22 protein-coding genes are annotated in these 17,458 nt (G+C 40.1%); 13 read left to right on the top strand and 9 right to left on the bottom strand.

Annotation, left to right across the window (positions count from 1 at the left end; translation table 11 throughout):
- Positions 1-6: 6 nt before the first annotated feature.
- From PX700_RS13155 to cyaY, 3 genes are read right to left on the bottom strand one after another with little or no spacing between them, the layout of a single operon-like run.
- Positions 7-984, bottom strand: coding sequence for a DUF2914 domain-containing protein (locus PX700_RS13155; RefSeq protein WP_479520938.1), 978 nt, complete (start codon positions 982-984; stop codon positions 7-9).
- A 22-nt stretch (positions 985-1,006) separates the two neighbouring features.
- On the bottom strand, positions 1,007-1,663 hold the full coding sequence (locus tag PX700_RS13150) for an alpha/beta hydrolase (RefSeq protein WP_197181159.1): 657 nt from the start codon (positions 1,661-1,663) through the stop codon (positions 1,007-1,009).
- Positions 1,660-1,983, bottom strand: coding sequence for an iron donor protein CyaY (cyaY, locus tag PX700_RS13145; protein ID WP_007377335.1), 324 nt, complete (start codon positions 1,981-1,983; stop codon positions 1,660-1,662). The genes PX700_RS13150 and cyaY overlap by 4 nt, the downstream gene beginning before the upstream one ends.
- A gap of 157 nt (positions 1,984-2,140) precedes the next feature.
- Between cyaY and lptM the strand changes: the two genes are divergently transcribed.
- The 9 genes from lptM (at position 2,141) to PX700_RS13100 (ending at position 9,753) form a co-directional block, all read left to right on the top strand.
- Entirely contained in the window at positions 2,141-2,335 is a 195-nt protein-coding gene (lptM, locus tag PX700_RS13140) for an LPS translocon maturation chaperone LptM (RefSeq protein WP_479520937.1), read from the top strand.
- A complete protein-coding gene (gene lysA, locus PX700_RS13135; protein ID WP_479520936.1) occupies positions 2,336-3,589 on the top strand; it encodes a diaminopimelate decarboxylase in 1,254 nt (417 codons plus the stop codon). It abuts the gene before it with no gap.
- Positions 3,590-3,653: 64 nt separating this feature from the next.
- Positions 3,654-4,484 (top strand): diaminopimelate epimerase, encoded by an 831-nt coding sequence (gene dapF, locus PX700_RS13130; RefSeq protein WP_024589649.1) that lies wholly within the window; start codon positions 3,654-3,656, stop codon positions 4,482-4,484.
- Positions 4,481-5,092: a DUF484 family protein gene (locus tag PX700_RS13125; protein WP_479520935.1), complete on the top strand. Its 612-nt coding sequence runs from the start codon at positions 4,481-4,483 to the stop codon at positions 5,090-5,092. The genes dapF and PX700_RS13125 overlap by 4 nt, the downstream gene beginning before the upstream one ends.
- A complete protein-coding gene (locus PX700_RS13120) occupies positions 5,089-6,033 on the top strand; it encodes a tyrosine recombinase XerC (RefSeq protein WP_479520934.1) in 945 nt (314 codons plus the stop codon). Before PX700_RS13125 ends, PX700_RS13120 begins: the two co-directional genes overlap by 4 nt.
- Positions 6,034-6,041: 8 nt before the next feature.
- Complete coding sequence (locus PX700_RS13115; protein ID WP_479520933.1) at positions 6,042-6,749, top strand: HAD-IA family hydrolase; 708 nt, start codon at positions 6,042-6,044, stop codon at positions 6,747-6,749.
- A 187-nt stretch (positions 6,750-6,936) separates the two neighbouring features.
- Positions 6,937-8,040, top strand: coding sequence for a retroviral-like aspartic protease family protein (locus tag PX700_RS13110; protein ID WP_479520932.1), 1,104 nt, complete (start codon positions 6,937-6,939; stop codon positions 8,038-8,040).
- A gap of 23 nt (positions 8,041-8,063) precedes the next feature.
- Complete coding sequence (locus tag PX700_RS13105) at positions 8,064-9,356, top strand: hypothetical protein (RefSeq protein WP_479520931.1); 1,293 nt, start codon at positions 8,064-8,066, stop codon at positions 9,354-9,356.
- Between the two features lie 40 nt (positions 9,357-9,396).
- The gene (locus PX700_RS13100) at positions 9,397-9,753 is read left to right on the top strand and encodes a HopJ type III effector protein (RefSeq protein ID WP_479520930.1); all 357 of its coding nucleotides are present in this window, start codon (positions 9,397-9,399) and stop codon (positions 9,751-9,753) included.
- Between the two features lie 10 nt (positions 9,754-9,763).
- Here the strand turns inward: PX700_RS13100 and PX700_RS13095 are convergent, their stop codons facing one another.
- Together PX700_RS13095 and PX700_RS13090 are read right to left on the bottom strand one after the other, a co-directional pair.
- A complete protein-coding gene (locus tag PX700_RS13095; RefSeq protein ID WP_479520929.1) occupies positions 9,764-10,171 on the bottom strand; it encodes a GNAT family N-acetyltransferase in 408 nt (135 codons plus the stop codon).
- A gap of 41 nt (positions 10,172-10,212) precedes the next feature.
- The gene (locus PX700_RS13090) at positions 10,213-10,518 is read right to left on the bottom strand and encodes a DUF6482 family protein (RefSeq protein ID WP_479520928.1); all 306 of its coding nucleotides are present in this window, start codon (positions 10,516-10,518) and stop codon (positions 10,213-10,215) included.
- A gap of 90 nt (positions 10,519-10,608) precedes the next feature.
- Between PX700_RS13090 and PX700_RS13085 the strand changes: the two genes are divergently transcribed.
- From PX700_RS13085 to PX700_RS13075, 3 genes are all read left to right on the top strand, one after another.
- On the top strand, positions 10,609-11,301 hold the full coding sequence (locus tag PX700_RS13085) for a pseudouridine synthase (protein WP_479520927.1): 693 nt from the start codon (positions 10,609-10,611) through the stop codon (positions 11,299-11,301).
- A 99-nt stretch (positions 11,302-11,400) separates the two neighbouring features.
- On the top strand, positions 11,401-11,775 hold the full coding sequence (locus tag PX700_RS13080) for a BlaI/MecI/CopY family transcriptional regulator (RefSeq protein ID WP_479520926.1): 375 nt from the start codon (positions 11,401-11,403) through the stop codon (positions 11,773-11,775).
- 9 nt (positions 11,776-11,784) lie between these two features.
- Positions 11,785-12,993, top strand: a complete 1,209-nt coding sequence (locus PX700_RS13075; RefSeq protein WP_479520925.1) for a TonB family protein — start codon at positions 11,785-11,787, stop codon at positions 12,991-12,993.
- A 74-nt stretch (positions 12,994-13,067) separates the two neighbouring features.
- On the opposite strand, the gene PX700_RS13070 is transcribed toward PX700_RS13075, so the two are convergent.
- Positions 13,068-13,451: an MAPEG family protein gene (locus PX700_RS13070; RefSeq protein WP_479520924.1), complete on the bottom strand. Its 384-nt coding sequence runs from the start codon at positions 13,449-13,451 to the stop codon at positions 13,068-13,070.
- A 240-nt stretch (positions 13,452-13,691) separates the two neighbouring features.
- On the opposite strand from PX700_RS13070, the gene PX700_RS13065 reads away from it, so the two are divergent.
- Positions 13,692-14,570 (top strand): EamA family transporter, encoded by an 879-nt coding sequence (locus PX700_RS13065; RefSeq protein ID WP_479520923.1) that lies wholly within the window; start codon positions 13,692-13,694, stop codon positions 14,568-14,570.
- Between the two features lie 68 nt (positions 14,571-14,638).
- Here the strand turns inward: PX700_RS13065 and PX700_RS13060 are convergent, their stop codons facing one another.
- From PX700_RS13060 to PX700_RS13050, 3 genes are all read right to left on the bottom strand, one after another.
- Positions 14,639-14,956, bottom strand: coding sequence for a DMT family transporter (locus PX700_RS13060; protein WP_415638016.1), 318 nt, complete (start codon positions 14,954-14,956; stop codon positions 14,639-14,641).
- Positions 14,956-16,488 carry a bifunctional GNAT family N-acetyltransferase/carbon-nitrogen hydrolase family protein gene (locus PX700_RS13055; RefSeq protein WP_166419551.1) on the bottom strand — a complete coding sequence of 511 codons (1,533 nt, stop codon included), beginning with the start codon at positions 16,486-16,488 and terminating at the stop codon, positions 14,956-14,958. Before PX700_RS13055 ends, PX700_RS13060 begins: the two co-directional genes overlap by 1 nt.
- Positions 16,489-16,587: 99 nt before the next feature.
- Positions 16,588-17,436: an MBL fold metallo-hydrolase gene (locus PX700_RS13050; protein ID WP_479520922.1), complete on the bottom strand. Its 849-nt coding sequence runs from the start codon at positions 17,434-17,436 to the stop codon at positions 16,588-16,590.
- Positions 17,437-17,458: the final 22 nt, after the last annotated feature.

The raw sequence follows: 17,458 nt of genomic DNA, 5'->3' as shown, positions 1-17,458 counted from the left end.
CTATATTTAGTCAGCTAAAATTCTAAATTCTTTTTGGGCAATTAAATTACCTTGCTCATCTACAACATCAACACGCCAATGGCCTGTTTGTGTGTCCATAATATTTTTTGTTGAGTAGGTTCTGTAGCGAGGCGAAGTAACATTGAGTGTAATTTCAGCCATAGTTTCATCTTCAAACGTCCAAACATGTTTAACTTGCTGCCCTTGAAGGTTTTTAATCTCGCTAAAAAACGATAACCCTTCATCAAACTGACTTAACCTAATATCTGCCGCAAACACATTAGTAGGCTCACGCTTACTTACTGTACGAGTAAGTACCGCACGGCTAATTTTATCTGTGTCTATTTGCGCGCCTAATGCCACACTTGCCACTTGTGCTGTAGGCGAAAAACCTTCAGTACCACTCAATGCACCATCATCGCTTTTTTGATCTAAAAGTAAGTCACTCTGATCAGCAGGCTCAGTTACGTTTTGGACTTCTTCGGTTTTTTCCTGCACATCATTATCAAGGTTTGAGTTTAACTCTGTATTAACACTCTCACTTTGATCAATCACAATATCGTTGTTAGCTAATAAAACTGCATCAGTATTTACAAGATTCGCTTTATCAGGTGCATTACTTGATATGCTTTGCTCAACTTCATTCTGCGTAGCTAATAACGGTTCAATGCTCGTTTGCGTTATCTCTGCGGACTTATTAGGAATGTTGTTTGTTGGTGGTTCAGGTTCGGCACTTGTTATCTCAACGCTTGTCTGGTTTTGAGTATTATCGCCAAAGCTTAAAAATTGTTCCTGCTCATTTGGATGCTCACCTTGCTCTGCACTGGCTGAGGTTGTTAAGCCATATACAACTGCTGCAGAGGTCATTAATGCCAACATAGCAATACTCACAATACGACGCCAATTCCACTCGTAGCTTACCGTTGGTACACTCTCTTGTAGTTCGCGTTTAACATTTGCTTTAATAACTATTTTTTGACTCATATTGACCTCAGCGGTTCCAAAATTAGCTTAAACGAGCAATTAACCATTGGCGAATAGCTTGCAATTCTTCTGCGCAAACTTGATGAGCCATTGGGTATTCTTGCCAGCTTACATCCATGTTATGTGCTGTTAATACTTCAAACGCACTTCTTCCCGCACTATGCGGTACTACGTTGTCTTGACTACCATGCGCCATAAATACATTTAAATCGGTATGTTTTGCTTCATCAGCAAATTTTTGCGGCACACACATATAAGTAGAAAGCGCCATAACACCCCCAAGTTTTTGCTCAAAGCGCGGCGCTAAATGTAGCGACACCACACCACCTTGAGAAAAACCAGCTAAGATAATTTTATTAGCGGGTATGCCATTAGCAATTTCTTTGTTGATTAGCTCTTCTACTTTAGCAGCCGAATCTCTTACGCCTTGTTCATCGGCACGCTTATCTAATTCTATAGATTTAATATCGTACCAAGAGCGCATTTCCATACCACCATTTATGGTGACCGGTTGCACTGGTGCATGCGGAAAAACAAACCGTATACCCAGTTCACTTGGTAAATTAAGCTGCGGTGCTACGGGTGCAAAACCATCCCCAGAGTCACCTAAGCCATGTAACCAAATAACCGTTGCTTTATGCTCGCTTTGAGCTGGGTATTCTACAAACTCTAAACTCATAGTGTTGATTGCCACTTAACTTCTTGGCCTGCTTGGCGAGTTGATGCTTCATTTATAAACGCCCAAAATTCTGCACCCGAACGGTTATCAATCCATAACCCATCACGCATTTCAAAATGATGACCGTTAAACTTAGTCGCAACCCATACTTGATGAAGAGGCGCTTGTTTATTGATTACTATTTTACTTTTATCAGGAAAAATAATTTCTAAAATACCTTGTGCCGATTCGTAATCTAAATCAGCTTCGCAATCATCAACTTGCTCTTCAATAGTGAACATAAGAGCTTCGGCTAATTGGTGATATTCGTGTTCAGTCATTGTTATTTCCTTTGCAGGCGAGCCGCCTAATATTGGGTACGTTTTAGCTTTAAAAGTGTGCTGTTAGTGTAACAGGAATAAAATCATCCGCGAATAGCTGCATTTTTTAGATATTCTGTTACTCTGCGATTATAAAGCCAGCAACCATATTAATCTAATGAAAGCGACGCATACCTTACAATTAAAAAAACTATTAATAAGCACTGTACTGTTAAGCGCCTTAGCTGGCTGCGGACAAAGCGGTCCGCTATATTTACCAGAACAACAAACAGAGCAAAACCAACCTCAAAATACAGCTAAACCGGCTACTACCGCTGAGCAAGCCAAAACATTGCAAAGTCAGGAGCAATAAATGGATTATTTTAACTACAAAAACAACCAATTATTTGCCGAAGACGTAAGTGTGGCAAGCATAGCGCAGCAATACGGCACACCTTGTTATGTATACTCGCGTGCTACGTTTGAGCGCCATTACCTAGCGTTTGCTAACGCCACTAAAAATCATAAAAGCTTGGTGTGTTACGCCGTTAAAGCAAACTCAAATATAGCCGTACTTAATATATTAGCGCGCCTAGGATCGGGTTTCGATATTGTATCGAAGGGTGAACTTGCACGTGTAATTAAAGCGGGAGGCGACGCCTCTAAAGTGGTTTTTTCGGGCGTGGCTAAAACAGCAGACGAAATAGCATACGCATTAAAGCTTGGTATTAAATGCTTTAACGTTGAATCTACCTCTGAGCTTGAGCGTATTTCTGAAGTTGCTTGTGAGCTAAATCTAGAAGCGCCTATTTCTATTCGCGTAAACCCCGACATAGATGCAAAAACACACCCGTATATTTCTACCGGCTTAAAAGAGAATAAATTTGGTATTGATATTCAAACGGCTGTAAGTGTTTATCAACAAGCGGCTGCTTTACCTGGTTTAAAAATAATTGGTGTTGATTGCCATATTGGCTCTCAATTAACGCAAGTTAGACCATTTTTAGAAGCCCTTGATAAACTCATGGCGCTTATTGATGAGCTAAAAACTAATGGTATTGAGCTAACTCACTTAGATATTGGTGGCGGTTTAGGCGTGCCATATAACAACGAGCAACCACCGCACCCAAGTGAATATGCAGCGCAAGTTACCGAGCGCTTAGCTAACTATAAACACCTTGAACTAATTTTTGAACCAGGGCGCGCTATTGCAGCTAATGCTGGTATTTTGGTTACTCAAGTTGAATTTATTAAACAAAACCAAGACAAATTTTTTGCCATTGTTGATGCGGGCATGAACGACATGCTTCGCCCTGCGCTTTATCAAGCGTGGCAAAAAATTATTCCGGTATCCGTTCGCGACGACGAAACACCTACTCACAACTTTGATATTGTGGGTCCGGTGTGCGAAACCGGCGACTTTTTAGGAAAAGACCGCGAACTAGCGCTTAAACAAGGCGACTTACTCGCACAGCGAAGTGCGGGTGCATATGGCTTTACCATGAGTTCAAACTACAACTCGCGCCCGCGTGTTGCAGAAATAATGGTAGATGGTGAGCATCATCACCTTATTCGCGAACGCGAAACTATTGAAAGCCTTTATCAAGGTGAGAAAGTTTTACCATAAACGTTTTTGTCTACTAGCTGCTCTGTGGCATGATTAGCACAGAGCAAAACCGAATTAGAGCGCTATGTTAGTTAATTTTTCCAAAATGCACGGCTTAGGCAACGACTTTGTTGTGATTGATAACATTACACAAAATGTTTTTTTGTCGCGAGATCAAATAAAAAAACTGGCAGATCGCCATTTTGGCATTGGCTTTGACCAATTGCTGATGGTTGAAGCGCCGTACTCTCCTGATCTCGACTTTCATTATCGAATATTTAATGCCGATGGTACCGAAGTAGAACAATGCGGTAACGGCGCACGCTGTTTTGCCCGCTTTGTACGCATGAAAGGCCTTACTAACAAGCACAAAATTACTGTGTCGACCAAGTCGGGCAACTTAACGCTCTACATAGAAAAAGACGGTCAAGTGACGGTTAACATGGGTCATCCTAACTTTGAACCCAGTAAAATCCCTTTAAAAGCTAGCAAGCGCGAGCTTACCTATATTATTAGAACCGAAGAACACACTGTATTTAGTGGCGCGGTATCTATGGGTAACCCGCATTGCGTACTAGAAGTTGACGACGTAACCACCGCGCAAGTTGATATATTGGGTCCATTACTTGAAAACCACGAACGTTTTCCGCAAAAAGCGAACATTGGCTTTATGCAAGTTGTATCACAAGAACACATTAAATTAAGAGTGTGGGAGCGCGGCGTTAACGAAACCCTAGCCTGTGGCACAGGTGCGTGTGCAGCAATGGTTATTGGTCATATGCAAAATAAGTTATCAACAACCGTTCAAGTAGATTTACCAGGCGGTAGCTTGCAAGTACGTTGGAGTGGCGAAGGTCATCCGGTACGCATGACAGGCCCCGCAGAGCACGTATTCGACGGACAAGTAGCGCTATGAGCGAGCTAAGTAAAGAACAGGTTATTGATTACTTGCAGCAACATCCTGATTTTTTAGTTCAGCACTCTGAGCTACTCGCACAACTTGAGCTGCAACAGCAAGCTCAAGGTGCAACGTCGCTGGTACATATTCAGCAACGCCAATTACGCGAGCATAACACGCTTTTAAAAAGCCAAATAGACGCGATGAGCAAGCATGCAACGCAAAACGAGCTTGTATATCGTTTGTTTAGCCAGTGCCATCGCCAGCTTTGGAATCATGACGACTTTGATACGCTAGCAAATAACCTGCGCAATATAATTTGCTCAAGTGAAGATGTTAACGACTGCAAATTAGTAAAATATAATCCCGAATATGACGAACTTATTGCACATCGCCTTACCCATTCTGGGCATTATTTAGGGCGTATTAATCAGCAAGAACGCGAACAATTATTTAGTGAAGATACACAATCTGTCGCCATTTATTTAATTGGCGACACTACACATCCTATCGCTATTTTGGCCTTTGGTAGTAATAACGTAAACCACTTTGAGCCCGCGCAAGATAACCTTTTTGTACTCGACTTTATAAACGCATTACACCTGCGGTTACAAAAACTTGCATGAGTGACAGCGCACCTAATATTACTCAATTAAGCGATAACTGGCGCACACCCATAACGCTATTTAGCGATTATTTAAAGTTTGAAAAACAATATTCAGCACACACCGTAAACCAATACGTAAGCCAACTTGGTTTTGCAGCCCTCTATTTTAGTAAATTATGTGACGACTGGTTTGGCGTGCAAGGCGAGCATATTCGCCGTTACAGCATGGCACTGCGCTCAAAACAATTAAGTGGGCGTACTATTAGCTTAAAGCTCAGCTGCATTCGCAGCTTATATAAGTTTTTAAAAGCAAAAAACATTGCCGAGCAATCGCATTATCATAACCCTGCTGTGGGTATAAAAGGCCCTAAATTTGCAAAACCGTTACCTAAAAATCTCGATGTAGATCAAATGGCCCGCTTGCTCGAAATACCCGACGACGAGCCTCTCGCAATTAGAGATAAAGCAATGATGGAGTTGATGTATTCATCAGGGCTGCGTATTAGTGAGTTAGTTGGCGCTAACATGCAAGATATTAGTGCCGCTAATGGCGAAATTTTAGTGCGTGGTAAAGGCAACAAAGAGCGGTTAATTCCGGTGGGTAAAAAAGCGTTAGACGCATTAAAAAAATGGCTCACAATACGCCCTCATTTTGCAAAGCCCGATGAAATAGCTGTATTTTTAAGTAGCCAAAAAAATCGTATTTCGATTCGCCAAGTGCGCCTGCGTATGCAAGAGTGGGGAATAAAGCAAGGCATTAGCTCGCAGGTTCACCCGCATAAGTTGCGCCACTCGTTTGCGTCACATATTTTAGAATCATCTGGTGATTTACGCGCCGTGCAAGAATTACTAGGGCACAGCAGTTTGTCGGCTACACAAGTGTATACGCATTTAGATTTTCAACATTTAGCTAAGGTGTACGACAACACACACCCTCGAGCAAAAAAACGAACTGATTAGGAAAAAATATGATTCGATTTAATCGTGCTATTAAGCCATTTTCTGTCATGAGCTTTGATTTAGACGACACGCTATACAGCAATCACCCGATTATAAAAGCAGCCGTTAAAGCCCAACAAAATTATTTAAACGCGCTACCAGGCTATCAAGAGCAAGGTCCACAATACTGGCAACTATGCCGCGAACTGGCCGTAATACAAAACCCAGATCTTGCAGATGACGTAACTAAGTGGCGCAAACACACCCTACGTTTAGCGCTTTCTAAACTAGGCTTTACTGCAGATGAAGTAGAACACCATGCAAATGCTGCCTATAACGCCTTTGCCGATGCGCGCAGCAACATAGTGGTAAGCGATGACGTACTTAACTTACTAGATAACCTAGCCAAACATTTTACGCTTGTTGCAATTACTAACGGTAACGTTGAAATTGAACGCTTTAATTTACACAACAAATTTGAGCTAGTATTACAAGCGGGTATGCACGGTAAAGCAAAACCCCACACTACTTTATTTGATAAAGCAGCCACACATTTAAACGTTGCTAAAAGCGATATTTTACATATTGGCGATAGCCTAGATACCGACGTACAAGGCGCAAATAATGCCGGCTGCCAATCGGTATGGTTAAACGATCAAGGCGCTAATTATGCCTATAAAGGGCTGGCTGATATTGAAATAGCCAACATCCATGCTTTAACGCACTTTATTAAATAATACCAATTGCATTAAATAAGTGTTCTATTATAGCGCTAAGAAAATAGCACAATAACAAGGCGAAAATTGTGACATATAGTTGTTCTATATAAATAATTTTTAACGCAGTTAGTGAGTTATTTAATGCGATAAAATGATCATGTTTTAATAAAATTGGTATAAACTCGTTTAAAAGTAAGAGGTCACTATGAGCCACTATGCCAAGCTAATCACCTTGCTATTAATTGGCTCACTTAGCCTAAACGCTTATTTATTATGGCCGCAGCCTGCGTTAACTGCACCACAAAAAACGCAAAGTGCCCAACAAAGCATATCGCCTAAACAACAAAATACGTTACTAAATACGGCAAAGCTGCAATTTGAACAACACCAATTTGAAGCAGCACTTAGTAGCTATCAACAGTTAAAAAACAGCAATCCAGAAAGTGCAAAAAACCTTTATTCATCGTGGCTAGTTCAGCTTAAAACATGGCTAAATAGCGATTTATTACTCAGCGAATCGCTTCTCAATGCGCTATTAAATTACAGCCCTTATAACGTAGAATTACTTAATTTACAGGTTGAATATTTAGTTAATAGCGAACAAACACAAAACGCCATTATTGCTTTATTTGAGCTGAATTCATTACTACCTGCCCATCAGCAAAACAATACAAATACACACTTAAATACGCTCATTCAAAACGAAATACACATATTAACTGAGCAACAAAATTGGCAAGCTATTATTGAGCAAACACAGATTTGGCTTGATTATAAAAGCGATAACGCACAGTTTTTATATTCGCTTGCATATGCCTACTATCAGCAAGACGATTTAATTAGCGCACAAGCAACGCTTGATCGAATGCCAAGCCAACACGGCCTAAAAAGCCAAGTGCAAACGCTGCAAACTATGATCAATAAAGCGCAATCGCAAGACGACTTTGTTTCCTTAACGCCTCGCGGCGCGCACTACTTAATAAACACCGAAATAAATAGTAATCTGTCAACCGAACTAATGATTGATACAGGCGCAAGCATCACTTCACTACCTAGCAATATTATTAACCAAATTTCGCCACAACCTTTGTATTTAGGCGATGTAACTGTAAATACTGCTAACGGGCAAATTACTGTACAACGTTACCAAATTGAATCATTTAAAGTGGGCTCGCAAATTATTTATGGTTTTGAAGTGTTGAGCATTGAAAGCACAGGTGGACAAGGTTTGCTAGGAATGAACTTTTTATCGCGATTTAAATTTAGTATAAATCAGCAAACAGATGAGTTAGAGTTGAGCGCTAAGTAAACAAAAATAATAAAAGGAAGTTTATGCGTACTCTACTATTTACACTACTTTGTTTTTGGCAATGTAGTGCTCAGGCAACAAGTTACTTTGTAAAAGATAAAAGCTGTGAGGCTATTTCACCCGAAATAGAAATAAACCTAAGTACCACACTTAGAGATTTAGATAATCATCAAAGACAAAACCTTAGACAAAAAGCTCTCAATAAGTATAGCGAACAGTACAATCAACTGCATGAGCAATTATATGTAGAGGAACGTTTTACTACGCAAAGCACCCATTCTGCTGAAACCCCTACAATAAGCAGATCCAAAAAAAAATTACACTACCTTGTAAAGCTAACCCCCTCAAGAAACTGCAATCAGCAAATCGCTATGACTAGCGAGCTATTTATTTCAGGAATCCACAAGCGCGGTTTCTCAAATACCATTGAGGGAAATGCAATTGAAGTCACTTTAGACATAAACAGTTCCCCTAAGTTTACTCAATTTAAAAACCCCCTCATCACCCCAACTAACTTTTTTGGACTTCAACTTGGCAATAGCTATGAGCAGGTATTAGCGTCTCTCGGACTTGCCAGTTTATCGCTAAGCGATAAAAATAATGCAATACTTGTATATGGAAGAAATCATGCTTTTCACTTTAAAAACGATGTATTTATAGGTTATCAGTTCCATGAAACGCTGCTACCTATGGTGATAAATAATGAGCTTTCTCTGGCAAATGAAAAACTACAAATAAGCACCGGAAAAGATCAGGCTATTTCGTTAAATACTGATTTAACCCAACCAACACTCAATAAATTAAAAAACAGTTTTGATGAAGTGGAAACCGCATCTTATGAAGCATCCATTAACAAATCAGAGCAAAGAGTCGTCGGTATATCGCACGGTGAACTAGTTGAACATATCGAGAGCACCACTCAATGCTATAACGGCACAATGTTGGCCGATGAATACTTAAAAACTCATAAAAATAGTAAAACGCTTAGAATGGTTAATGAAGATCATGACAATATAATCATTACTCCTTGTTATGAGTTTATATATGAAGGCAACGGCTACATTTCTAAATTAAAGCTTGTGGAGCCCTTTTCAACCGCTAAAATTAAGCTCGCCGCATTAGCTGGCTATATTAACCAAAGTACACAGTGGAACTTATCAGGCGTAAAATACAACGACCCTGTTGCAAGCCTTGCTAAGTTGGGCAATTACGATGAGTTTTTTGACTCAGCAGGATTTACTTCTCAACACTGGGATGGTTATTTTTATATTTATGACGGAAAGCTTTTAAGTGCAGAGCTTACAAGCAACGACTAGTAATTTTCCTCTTTGAGTCTTCAGTTAGAAAAGGACAAACATGTTATTAAACGACTTTTTACAGCAACTTGCAGAAAACCCAAAAAGCGTTCAATTTACCGATACTATTACCGTTATAGAGGCAAATTACACCTTTACCGCCTGCGCTTTTAATAACCATGGATTACTTAGCGCTGCGAGTGAGAACAACGGTTCGTGTAAAATTTTTGCGTTTGCTAAATTAAACGATTTAAGTAAACAAAATACGTTAGATTGCTTTGGTAAGTTTTACCGAGAAGACGTGCTGCAAAACCCTAAAGGTGATGATCACATGAACATTCGCACCTTTATGTTAGCGCCAGAGACAACGCCATTCTTAGGTATTACCTTTGAAGGCGAGCCACTAAAAGCAAAATAGTCAGCAAAAATTAAAGCGGCTTTTCCATAAAATAGCGCGTACCAGAGCGCGGATAATTATTAAGTTGATACTTAACACTATAACCGCGCTTTTCGTAAAAAGGCTTCGCCTGAAAATCTAGCGTATCAAGCTGAGCAGTTGTTGCGCCTAGTTCAACAGCTGAGTGTTCAAGTGCCGTTAGTAACTTATCTGCAAGCCCTAGACCTCGCGCTACATCACTACACCAAAGCCAACTAATCATCAGCCAATCTCCAAATACACACCCGCTAATACCTGCAACAAGCTCACCTTGCTCATCAACAAATTTATAGCCTAGTGGCACTCTTTGCGCATCAAAATGCTGGGCATTAAATTCAACCATTTTTGTGCGAAGCGCTGAGTTCAACGCGTCGGTATTATCTGCTTTTAATTGATACATGTGCCGCCCTTAAAGGAGCAGATACTAGCAAACTAGCTCTATCAATACAGGTTGTTTTTACCGTAAGGTACTTCGAGCATATTACTACCGGTTTTTTCGGGCTGTCCGCACATTTCGTCGTAAGCGCTTGTTTGGCGCAGTACCATTCCCGCATAGGCTATTTTATCAAAACGCTTTTGAACATGCAGTGGGCTTAGCGCTCTTAAAAACTCACCGCTGTCTTCTGTTACATAGTATTCAACGTTATTAATCATTACTGATACTTGATAAAGCGCCATATCTAACGAGTGAACAATGATTTTTTGAAGCGGCTCATGCTTTTTTAACTGTGAAAATTTAATACCCATAATTTTTGCCTTAATTAAATTTAACAGTATCGATACGCAGCTTTGCTATAATCGCGATCAAATTTTTATTAGTCGCTGGCATCACACGTTATGAGCACAAAAATCCGACTCGCTAAATATATTGCCCACGCAGGTATTTGTTCTCGTAAACAGGCATCGCGTTTAATTGATGAAGGTGTTGTGACTGTAAATAATCACCCAGCGAATCATATTGATCACGTTGACGAGCAAGACACCGTAATAGTGAACGAAAAAGAAATTAAAGGTGCTGCCGATTTAGTTTATTTTGCGTACCACAAACCAGTAGGTATTGACTGCAAATTAAATATTGATGACCCAGCCAGCCTTATTCACCACTTGCCTACACTCACCCGTGTTTACCCTATTGGCCGCCTTGATAAAGACTCTCGTGGTTTACTTATTTTGACCAACGATGGGGATTTTTGTAATCAACTAATACATCCTGACTTCCACCAGCCTAAACATTATTTAGTCACCGTAAATAAGCCTTTAGACGATGCTTTTTGTAAAAAAATGGCAGCAGGCGTACCCGTTGATAAACACATAACCCTACCTTGTGAAGTAAATAAAATAGCCAGCAATCAGTTTAGTATTGTTTTAAAACAAGGGCTAAACAGACAAATACGTAAAATGGCGCATTACTGCGGATATAAAGTAATTGATTTATTTAGAGTGCAATTTAGTGACCTCACCCTTTCAAAACTAAACCTACCTGAAAACCACTACATACAAATTAATAAAACTGATATTTCAAAAATCTAACCTTCGTTTAAATAGCACACAAAAAAGTTAAAAAATAACCTTGCAAAAATAGATTACAGGTGTAATCTTTAATTAAAGATTACATTCGTAGGCAATAGCATGATTGAGTTATCAAAAGCAGAGTTTGACGTGCTCGACGCACTTTGGATTAACTACCCCGCCACCGCGAGCCAAATAATTGAGCGCTTAAGCGACGATAAGCAATGGCACGAAAAAACCATTAAAACCCTACTAGGTCGATTAGTAAAAAAAGGCGCACTGTCCTTTGAAAAAGAAGGTCGCCAATATATTTATATGCCGTGTATTGAGCGTGCCGACTACACCTTAAAAGAAAGCCAAAACTTTATTGAGCGCTTTTTTAGTGGTCGTATAGCACCACTTGTAAGCGGTTTTGCTAAATCAGAGCAGCTTTCTCAGCAAGATATAAACGAGCTTAAAAAAGTCATTGATGACTGGGAAAAAAACCAAAAGTAAGGGATTAATATGGTTATTCAAGCTGGTTTTAATTGGTTAATTGAGCAGCAACTACTATTAAGTATTTTGTTTTGTGGATTTATTTTACTCGAGCGATTTGGTTTAAAAGCCCTTGGCTCGCGATTTGTATATAAATTAGCATGGCTATTACCTGCAGCGTTGGTGATTGCTAACTTACCCAATGCGATTAAACCACTGCAAAATAGTAATATTAGCTATTACCTAATTACCCCTAACCAGCCTTTTACACATGAAATGGGTATTAGCTGGGCGCTCATGTATGTACTCATTACCGCAGGGTTATTAATAGCCAGTTTTATTACACATACCCGTTTTGTTAAAAGCCTGCAGTTAACTGAGTTAATCCAATTTGAAGGTACTCTTACCGCTGATGTTAAAACCTACACCAGTCAACATGTAGCCACGCCAATGGTGGTCGGTATTTTAAACAGCAAGCTGGTGTTACCGAGTAACTATAAAACTCAGTTTGATAAAGCCACATTAGCGCTTATTTTAGAGCACGAAAACGTACACATAAAACGCAAAGACAACCTAACAAACGCACTTATATTACTGCCTACTATTTTACTGTGGTTCAACCCACTAGCTTGGGTTTGTTACGCAAGCATGCGCCGATTACAAGAGCTGACTTGTGATGAACGGGTACTCAGCAATAAAACCACACAACAACATATTTTATACAGCAAAGCCTTAGTAAACTGCGCGGCAAATGCGCCCACAGGACTTATGGCTTATTCACACTACGGAGATAAAAAAACCATGTTACAACGACTAACTAATATAAAACACAGCGGTAAAAGCTCTCGATTTGCTAAAGGTAGCTTAATGCTAATAGCGGCAAGCATGCTTAGCGGCTTAGCCATTGCAAAGCAACCAGAGGCAATGACTAAAGAGGATCATATTTCACCGACAATGCGTATTGAACCCCTTTATCCAATACAAGCAGCTCAACAAGGCATCAGCGGCTCAGTGGTATTAAAGTACGATATAACTCCCAATGGTGAAACCGCTAATGTTTCTGTTGTTAGTGCAAAGCCTGAAGCCATATTTGACCGTGAAGCTAAAAAGGCGCTAAGACAGTGGCAATACAAACCCTCATCAATGGGTTATCAAAACGTACTTGTACAGCTAGATTTTGCAATAAATAGTGAAGTTGCTAATACCGATTTAATAGAGCGAATTAAAGTATCGCACTAACTTTATTAGATTTTTCAAGACTACAAAGCAAGCGCCCTTTTAGGCTGCTTGCTTTGTGGTTTTACGCTATAAAGTTACAAACTCACCACAATCATGGCAATGGCTGTACCCAAACCAATAAACCATACTAGTGAGCGTATTATATCTAGGTTCATGTAATAAAAAACACAGTACAAAATACGCGACACAATATGCGTAACAGCTAGCATTTCTGTTATTGCGCCTACAGAGTTAGTGCCTAGTACAACTGCAATAGCGACTGCGAATACAGCGAGCGATTCAAAGCAATTTTGATGTGCTGCTAGCGCACGGGCACCAAAGCCAGTTAGCTTTGCTTGTTGCGCCCTTGGGTGTTTATTATCGTATCGACCTAATTTTGCCATTGATATAGCAACAGGCACTTTTGCAAAGTAAGGCATTAATACCGTAAGTAATGCACATACAACTAATGTTGTCATAATTTATCCTTTTGATGTTTTTGACAACTTAGCATAAGCACACAAAAAAAGCCGCCAGATACGTTTTATGACAAACGCTGGCGGCTAAACAATAACATCACACTTACTATAGCTAAGTTTACTCATAAAACAGTGCGGCATAATGTCGCAGATGATGAATATTCACTATCACCCTTAATGCATCGCATTAATAACTAAAGATTGTTAACTTAAAGGCCTTATTTTTAATCGACAAATACCATGACTTGGATCTTTTTCACTTTTTTAGCCGCCTTTATGCAAGCCTGGCGTAATGCCCTGCAAAGTAAATTAAGTAGCAATGTGAGTGTTGCTGGCGTAACTCTTTCTCGCTTTATTATTGCAGGCCCTATTGCGGCGGTGTATTTATATGGTTTGTATCAATACCAAGATACAGCCATGCCTACGTTTAATAATGCCTTTTGGGGATTTATTATTGGCGCAAGCGTTATGCAAATACTCGCCACCGGCTTAATGGTTAAGTTGTTTAAAATGAATAACTACGCTGTAGGGGCTGGTCTTGCTAAAAGCGAGGCGTTAGTGGCTGCCATTTTAGGTGTATTATTTTTTGGCTCAGCACTCTCTTTACTTGGTTGGCTTGGTGTATTTTTTGGCGCTATTGCCGTATTGCTACTCAGCGGCATAACAAGCGTTAAACACTTTAATGCTAAAACGGCATTACTAGGCCTTGCTTGTGGTACTTGCTTTGCACTTACCTCACTGTGGGTACGTGAAGCGAGCTTAAATTCAGGGTTACTATTTCCACACTCTGCCGCTTGGGTTTTACTGTTTGTAATTAGCTTACAAACGCTAATATTACTTGGCTATTTATTATTAAAAGAGCCAAAAACGCTCAGTGCATTGTGGAAATACAAAGGCACTACAGCCGCAATTAGTGTTTTTAGTTGTGTCGGTTCTATTGGCTGGTTTAGTGCAATGAGCTTACAACATGTTGCTTACGTTAAGACGCTTGGGCAGGTTGAAGTATTTTTTACCATGCTAATTGCCGTACTTTGGTTAAAACAGCCACTTAAAAAACAAGATACTGCAGGCTTAATACTCATAGCCATTGCCGCTATTTTAGTTATGTTGCCGAATTAAGGGCATAAAAAAGCGCAGGCTTTTATACCTGCGCTATTATAATTTTTTTATAGCTTTAAAGACTGATTCTAAGAGCTGATTTTTAGTGTTATTACACCGCTAATAATCATTAGTACACCGGCAATACGACCAAATGTGGCGGCATCGTTATAAAACAATATACCCACTAAAAACGTACCTGCAGCGCCAATGCCTGTCCACACGGCGTATGAGGTGCCCATTGATATTTGCTTTTGGGCAAGCCACAGCATAAAGCCACTAGCGATTAAAAAAGCCGCCGCCATTGTGATACCCTGCCAGCGAGTATCTGGGTTTTGCGAAATTTTTAAACCTATCGGCCAGCCAATTTCAAGTAGCCCGGCGATAATTAAGTACACCCATGCCATTAAACATCTCTCTTTTTCAAAATTACGTCGTATAAGTCTTCGCGGCGATCTTTTAAGTTGCGCACAGTACCTTCGCTATGAAGAATTTTTAGTTTATCCATATCAAGGTCGCTAAATAATAACATTTCGGTATTAGGTGTGGCTTCATTTAATGTTGCATCGTGCGGAAAAGAAAAGTCAGACGGGGTCAATACTGCCGATTGTGAGTACTGTACGTCTAGGCTTTCTACTTGTGGTAAGTTACCCACTGAGCCTGCAATAACAACATAACATTCGTTTTCGATTGCGCGCGCTTGCGCGCAATGGCGAACCCGTAAATAACTATTTTTAGTGTCGGTCCAAAATGGCACAAACAAAATATCGAGCCCTTGCTTAGCTAATATGCGCGATAATTCAGGAAATTCAACATCATAACAAATTTGAATACCTACACGCCCAGCATCGGTTTCAAATACGGCAATTTTGTCGCCGCCTTGAATAACCCAATCGTTTTGTTCATGCGGGGTAATATGTATTTTACGTTGCTCGTCTATTTTACCGCTGCGGTGGCATAAATAACTCACGTTATAAATTTTATCGTCTTCGGCAAGTGGCATAGAGCCGGTAATTATATTGGCGTTGTATTCTATTGCCATACGCGACATCGCGTTTTTAAACGTTTCGGTGTATTCGGCTAAATAACGAATCGCTTCAGTTTGGTTGCTTTGATTTCCTAAGCCCATTAATGGCGCGTTAAAAAATTCAGGGAATAGTATAAAGTCACTTTTATAGTCAGATACGGTATCTACAAAGTATTCAACCTGCTTTAGCATTTCTTCAACCGATTCAACACAACGCATTTGCCATTGCACAGCACCTACGCGCACGATTGATTTAGTTGACTCAAGTACCGTATCGGTTGGCTCGTACATTATGTTATTCCACTCAAGTAACGTGGCGTAACCAACTGACTCTTGATCCTCTGGTAGGTACTTTTTAAGTAAACGCTTTACCTGAAAATCGTTAGATAACTGAAAACTTAAAATAGGATCGTACAGCTCTCTCTGATCTACTTTTGCAATGTATTCCATTGGCGTCATTTCACTGCTGTGATTGTAATAACGTGGAATACGCCCACCAGCTAAAATAGCGCGCAGGTTATATTGGCGGCACAGTTCTTTACGGGCATCATAAAGGCGACGACCTAAACGCATGCCTCTGTGAGTTTCGCTAATGGCAACATCTAAGCCATACAAAGCATCGCCGTCGGTATCACTAAATACACGGTCGTGACCATCAGCGATGTCTTCGTAGGTATGCGGATTTGAAAAACGTGTGTAATCAACTTGAACGCTTAACGCTAAGCCCACCAGCACGCCGTCATCTACAATACCTATTTGCCCTTCAGGAAATTGGTCTATTAATCTAAAAATGGTATGACTTGGCCACGCACCACCTAAGTCGGGATACGCTTGATCCATCAAGGTTTTAATTTGCGGATATTGCTCTCTGGTTAAGTTACAAATTTCAAGATGGGTTTTTTCTGCCGACATACACAACTCCTTTAGGCATAAGAAAATAAAAGCCGAATGTACGCTCGATTAAATCAAGAATACACTCAGCTTTGTATCATGTTTTTTACTTTAGATGTACTACTTTAAGCTACGATAAAAGAGTGTGGTTACTTTCTCTTTTGGTAACCAGCCAGCGTATTCAAGACCAAGCTCAGCCAGTGGATCGGCTTTAAGCACTTGCTCTAGGCTGGCATTATTTTGCATGGCTTTTAGCATTACGTCTTTCGCGCTTTGAACAAGTTTACCATACGCTATGAGTCCTGAACGGTTACTTACCTTACCGTGCCCTGGTATTACTTTAGTGTTGTCGTCAATTTGTTTAACTACATCGTCTACTGCCGCTAAAATACCATTAACGCTACCGCCGCTATCTACATCAACAAACGGTAAGCTACCAAAATTAAAGTAAATGTCGCCCATGTGTACTATGTTGTCATTACTAAAAAAGATAACTGAATCGCCATCGGTATGTGCATGCTCATAATGCACCACATGGGCGTGTTCGTTATTAAAATGCAGTTTTAAATCGTGACCAAAACTAATGCGCGATAAAAAGTCTGACCCTTCTCCATGCTGCTCTTCTAAACGTTTATGTACATTGTCGTGTGCTATAACGTGCGCACCCGCTTTAGCAAAATTTTCGTTGCCGCCGGTGTGATCGCCATGATGATGCGTATTAATAACAAACTCTGCGCTGCCTGGTTTTAAATCGCTAATCGTTTTTTTAATATCATCTGATAACTTGGCAAACTGATCATCAATAATATAAATGCCATCATCGCCTACACTTGCTGCAATATTACCGCCTTGCCCAAATAGTACGTATACATGGTCACTTAATTTTTGTGCTGTTACTGGGCCTTCATCGGCTTGCGCTGTAGTGCTTAGTAATAAACCTGTTATTAATGCGGGTAGTATTTTTTTCATTTTAGTTCTCTGTTGTTTTATT

It is taken from the genome of Pseudoalteromonas sp. TP27 (assembly GCF_056470645.1).
This window is presented reverse-complemented; position numbering and strand designations above follow the sequence as displayed.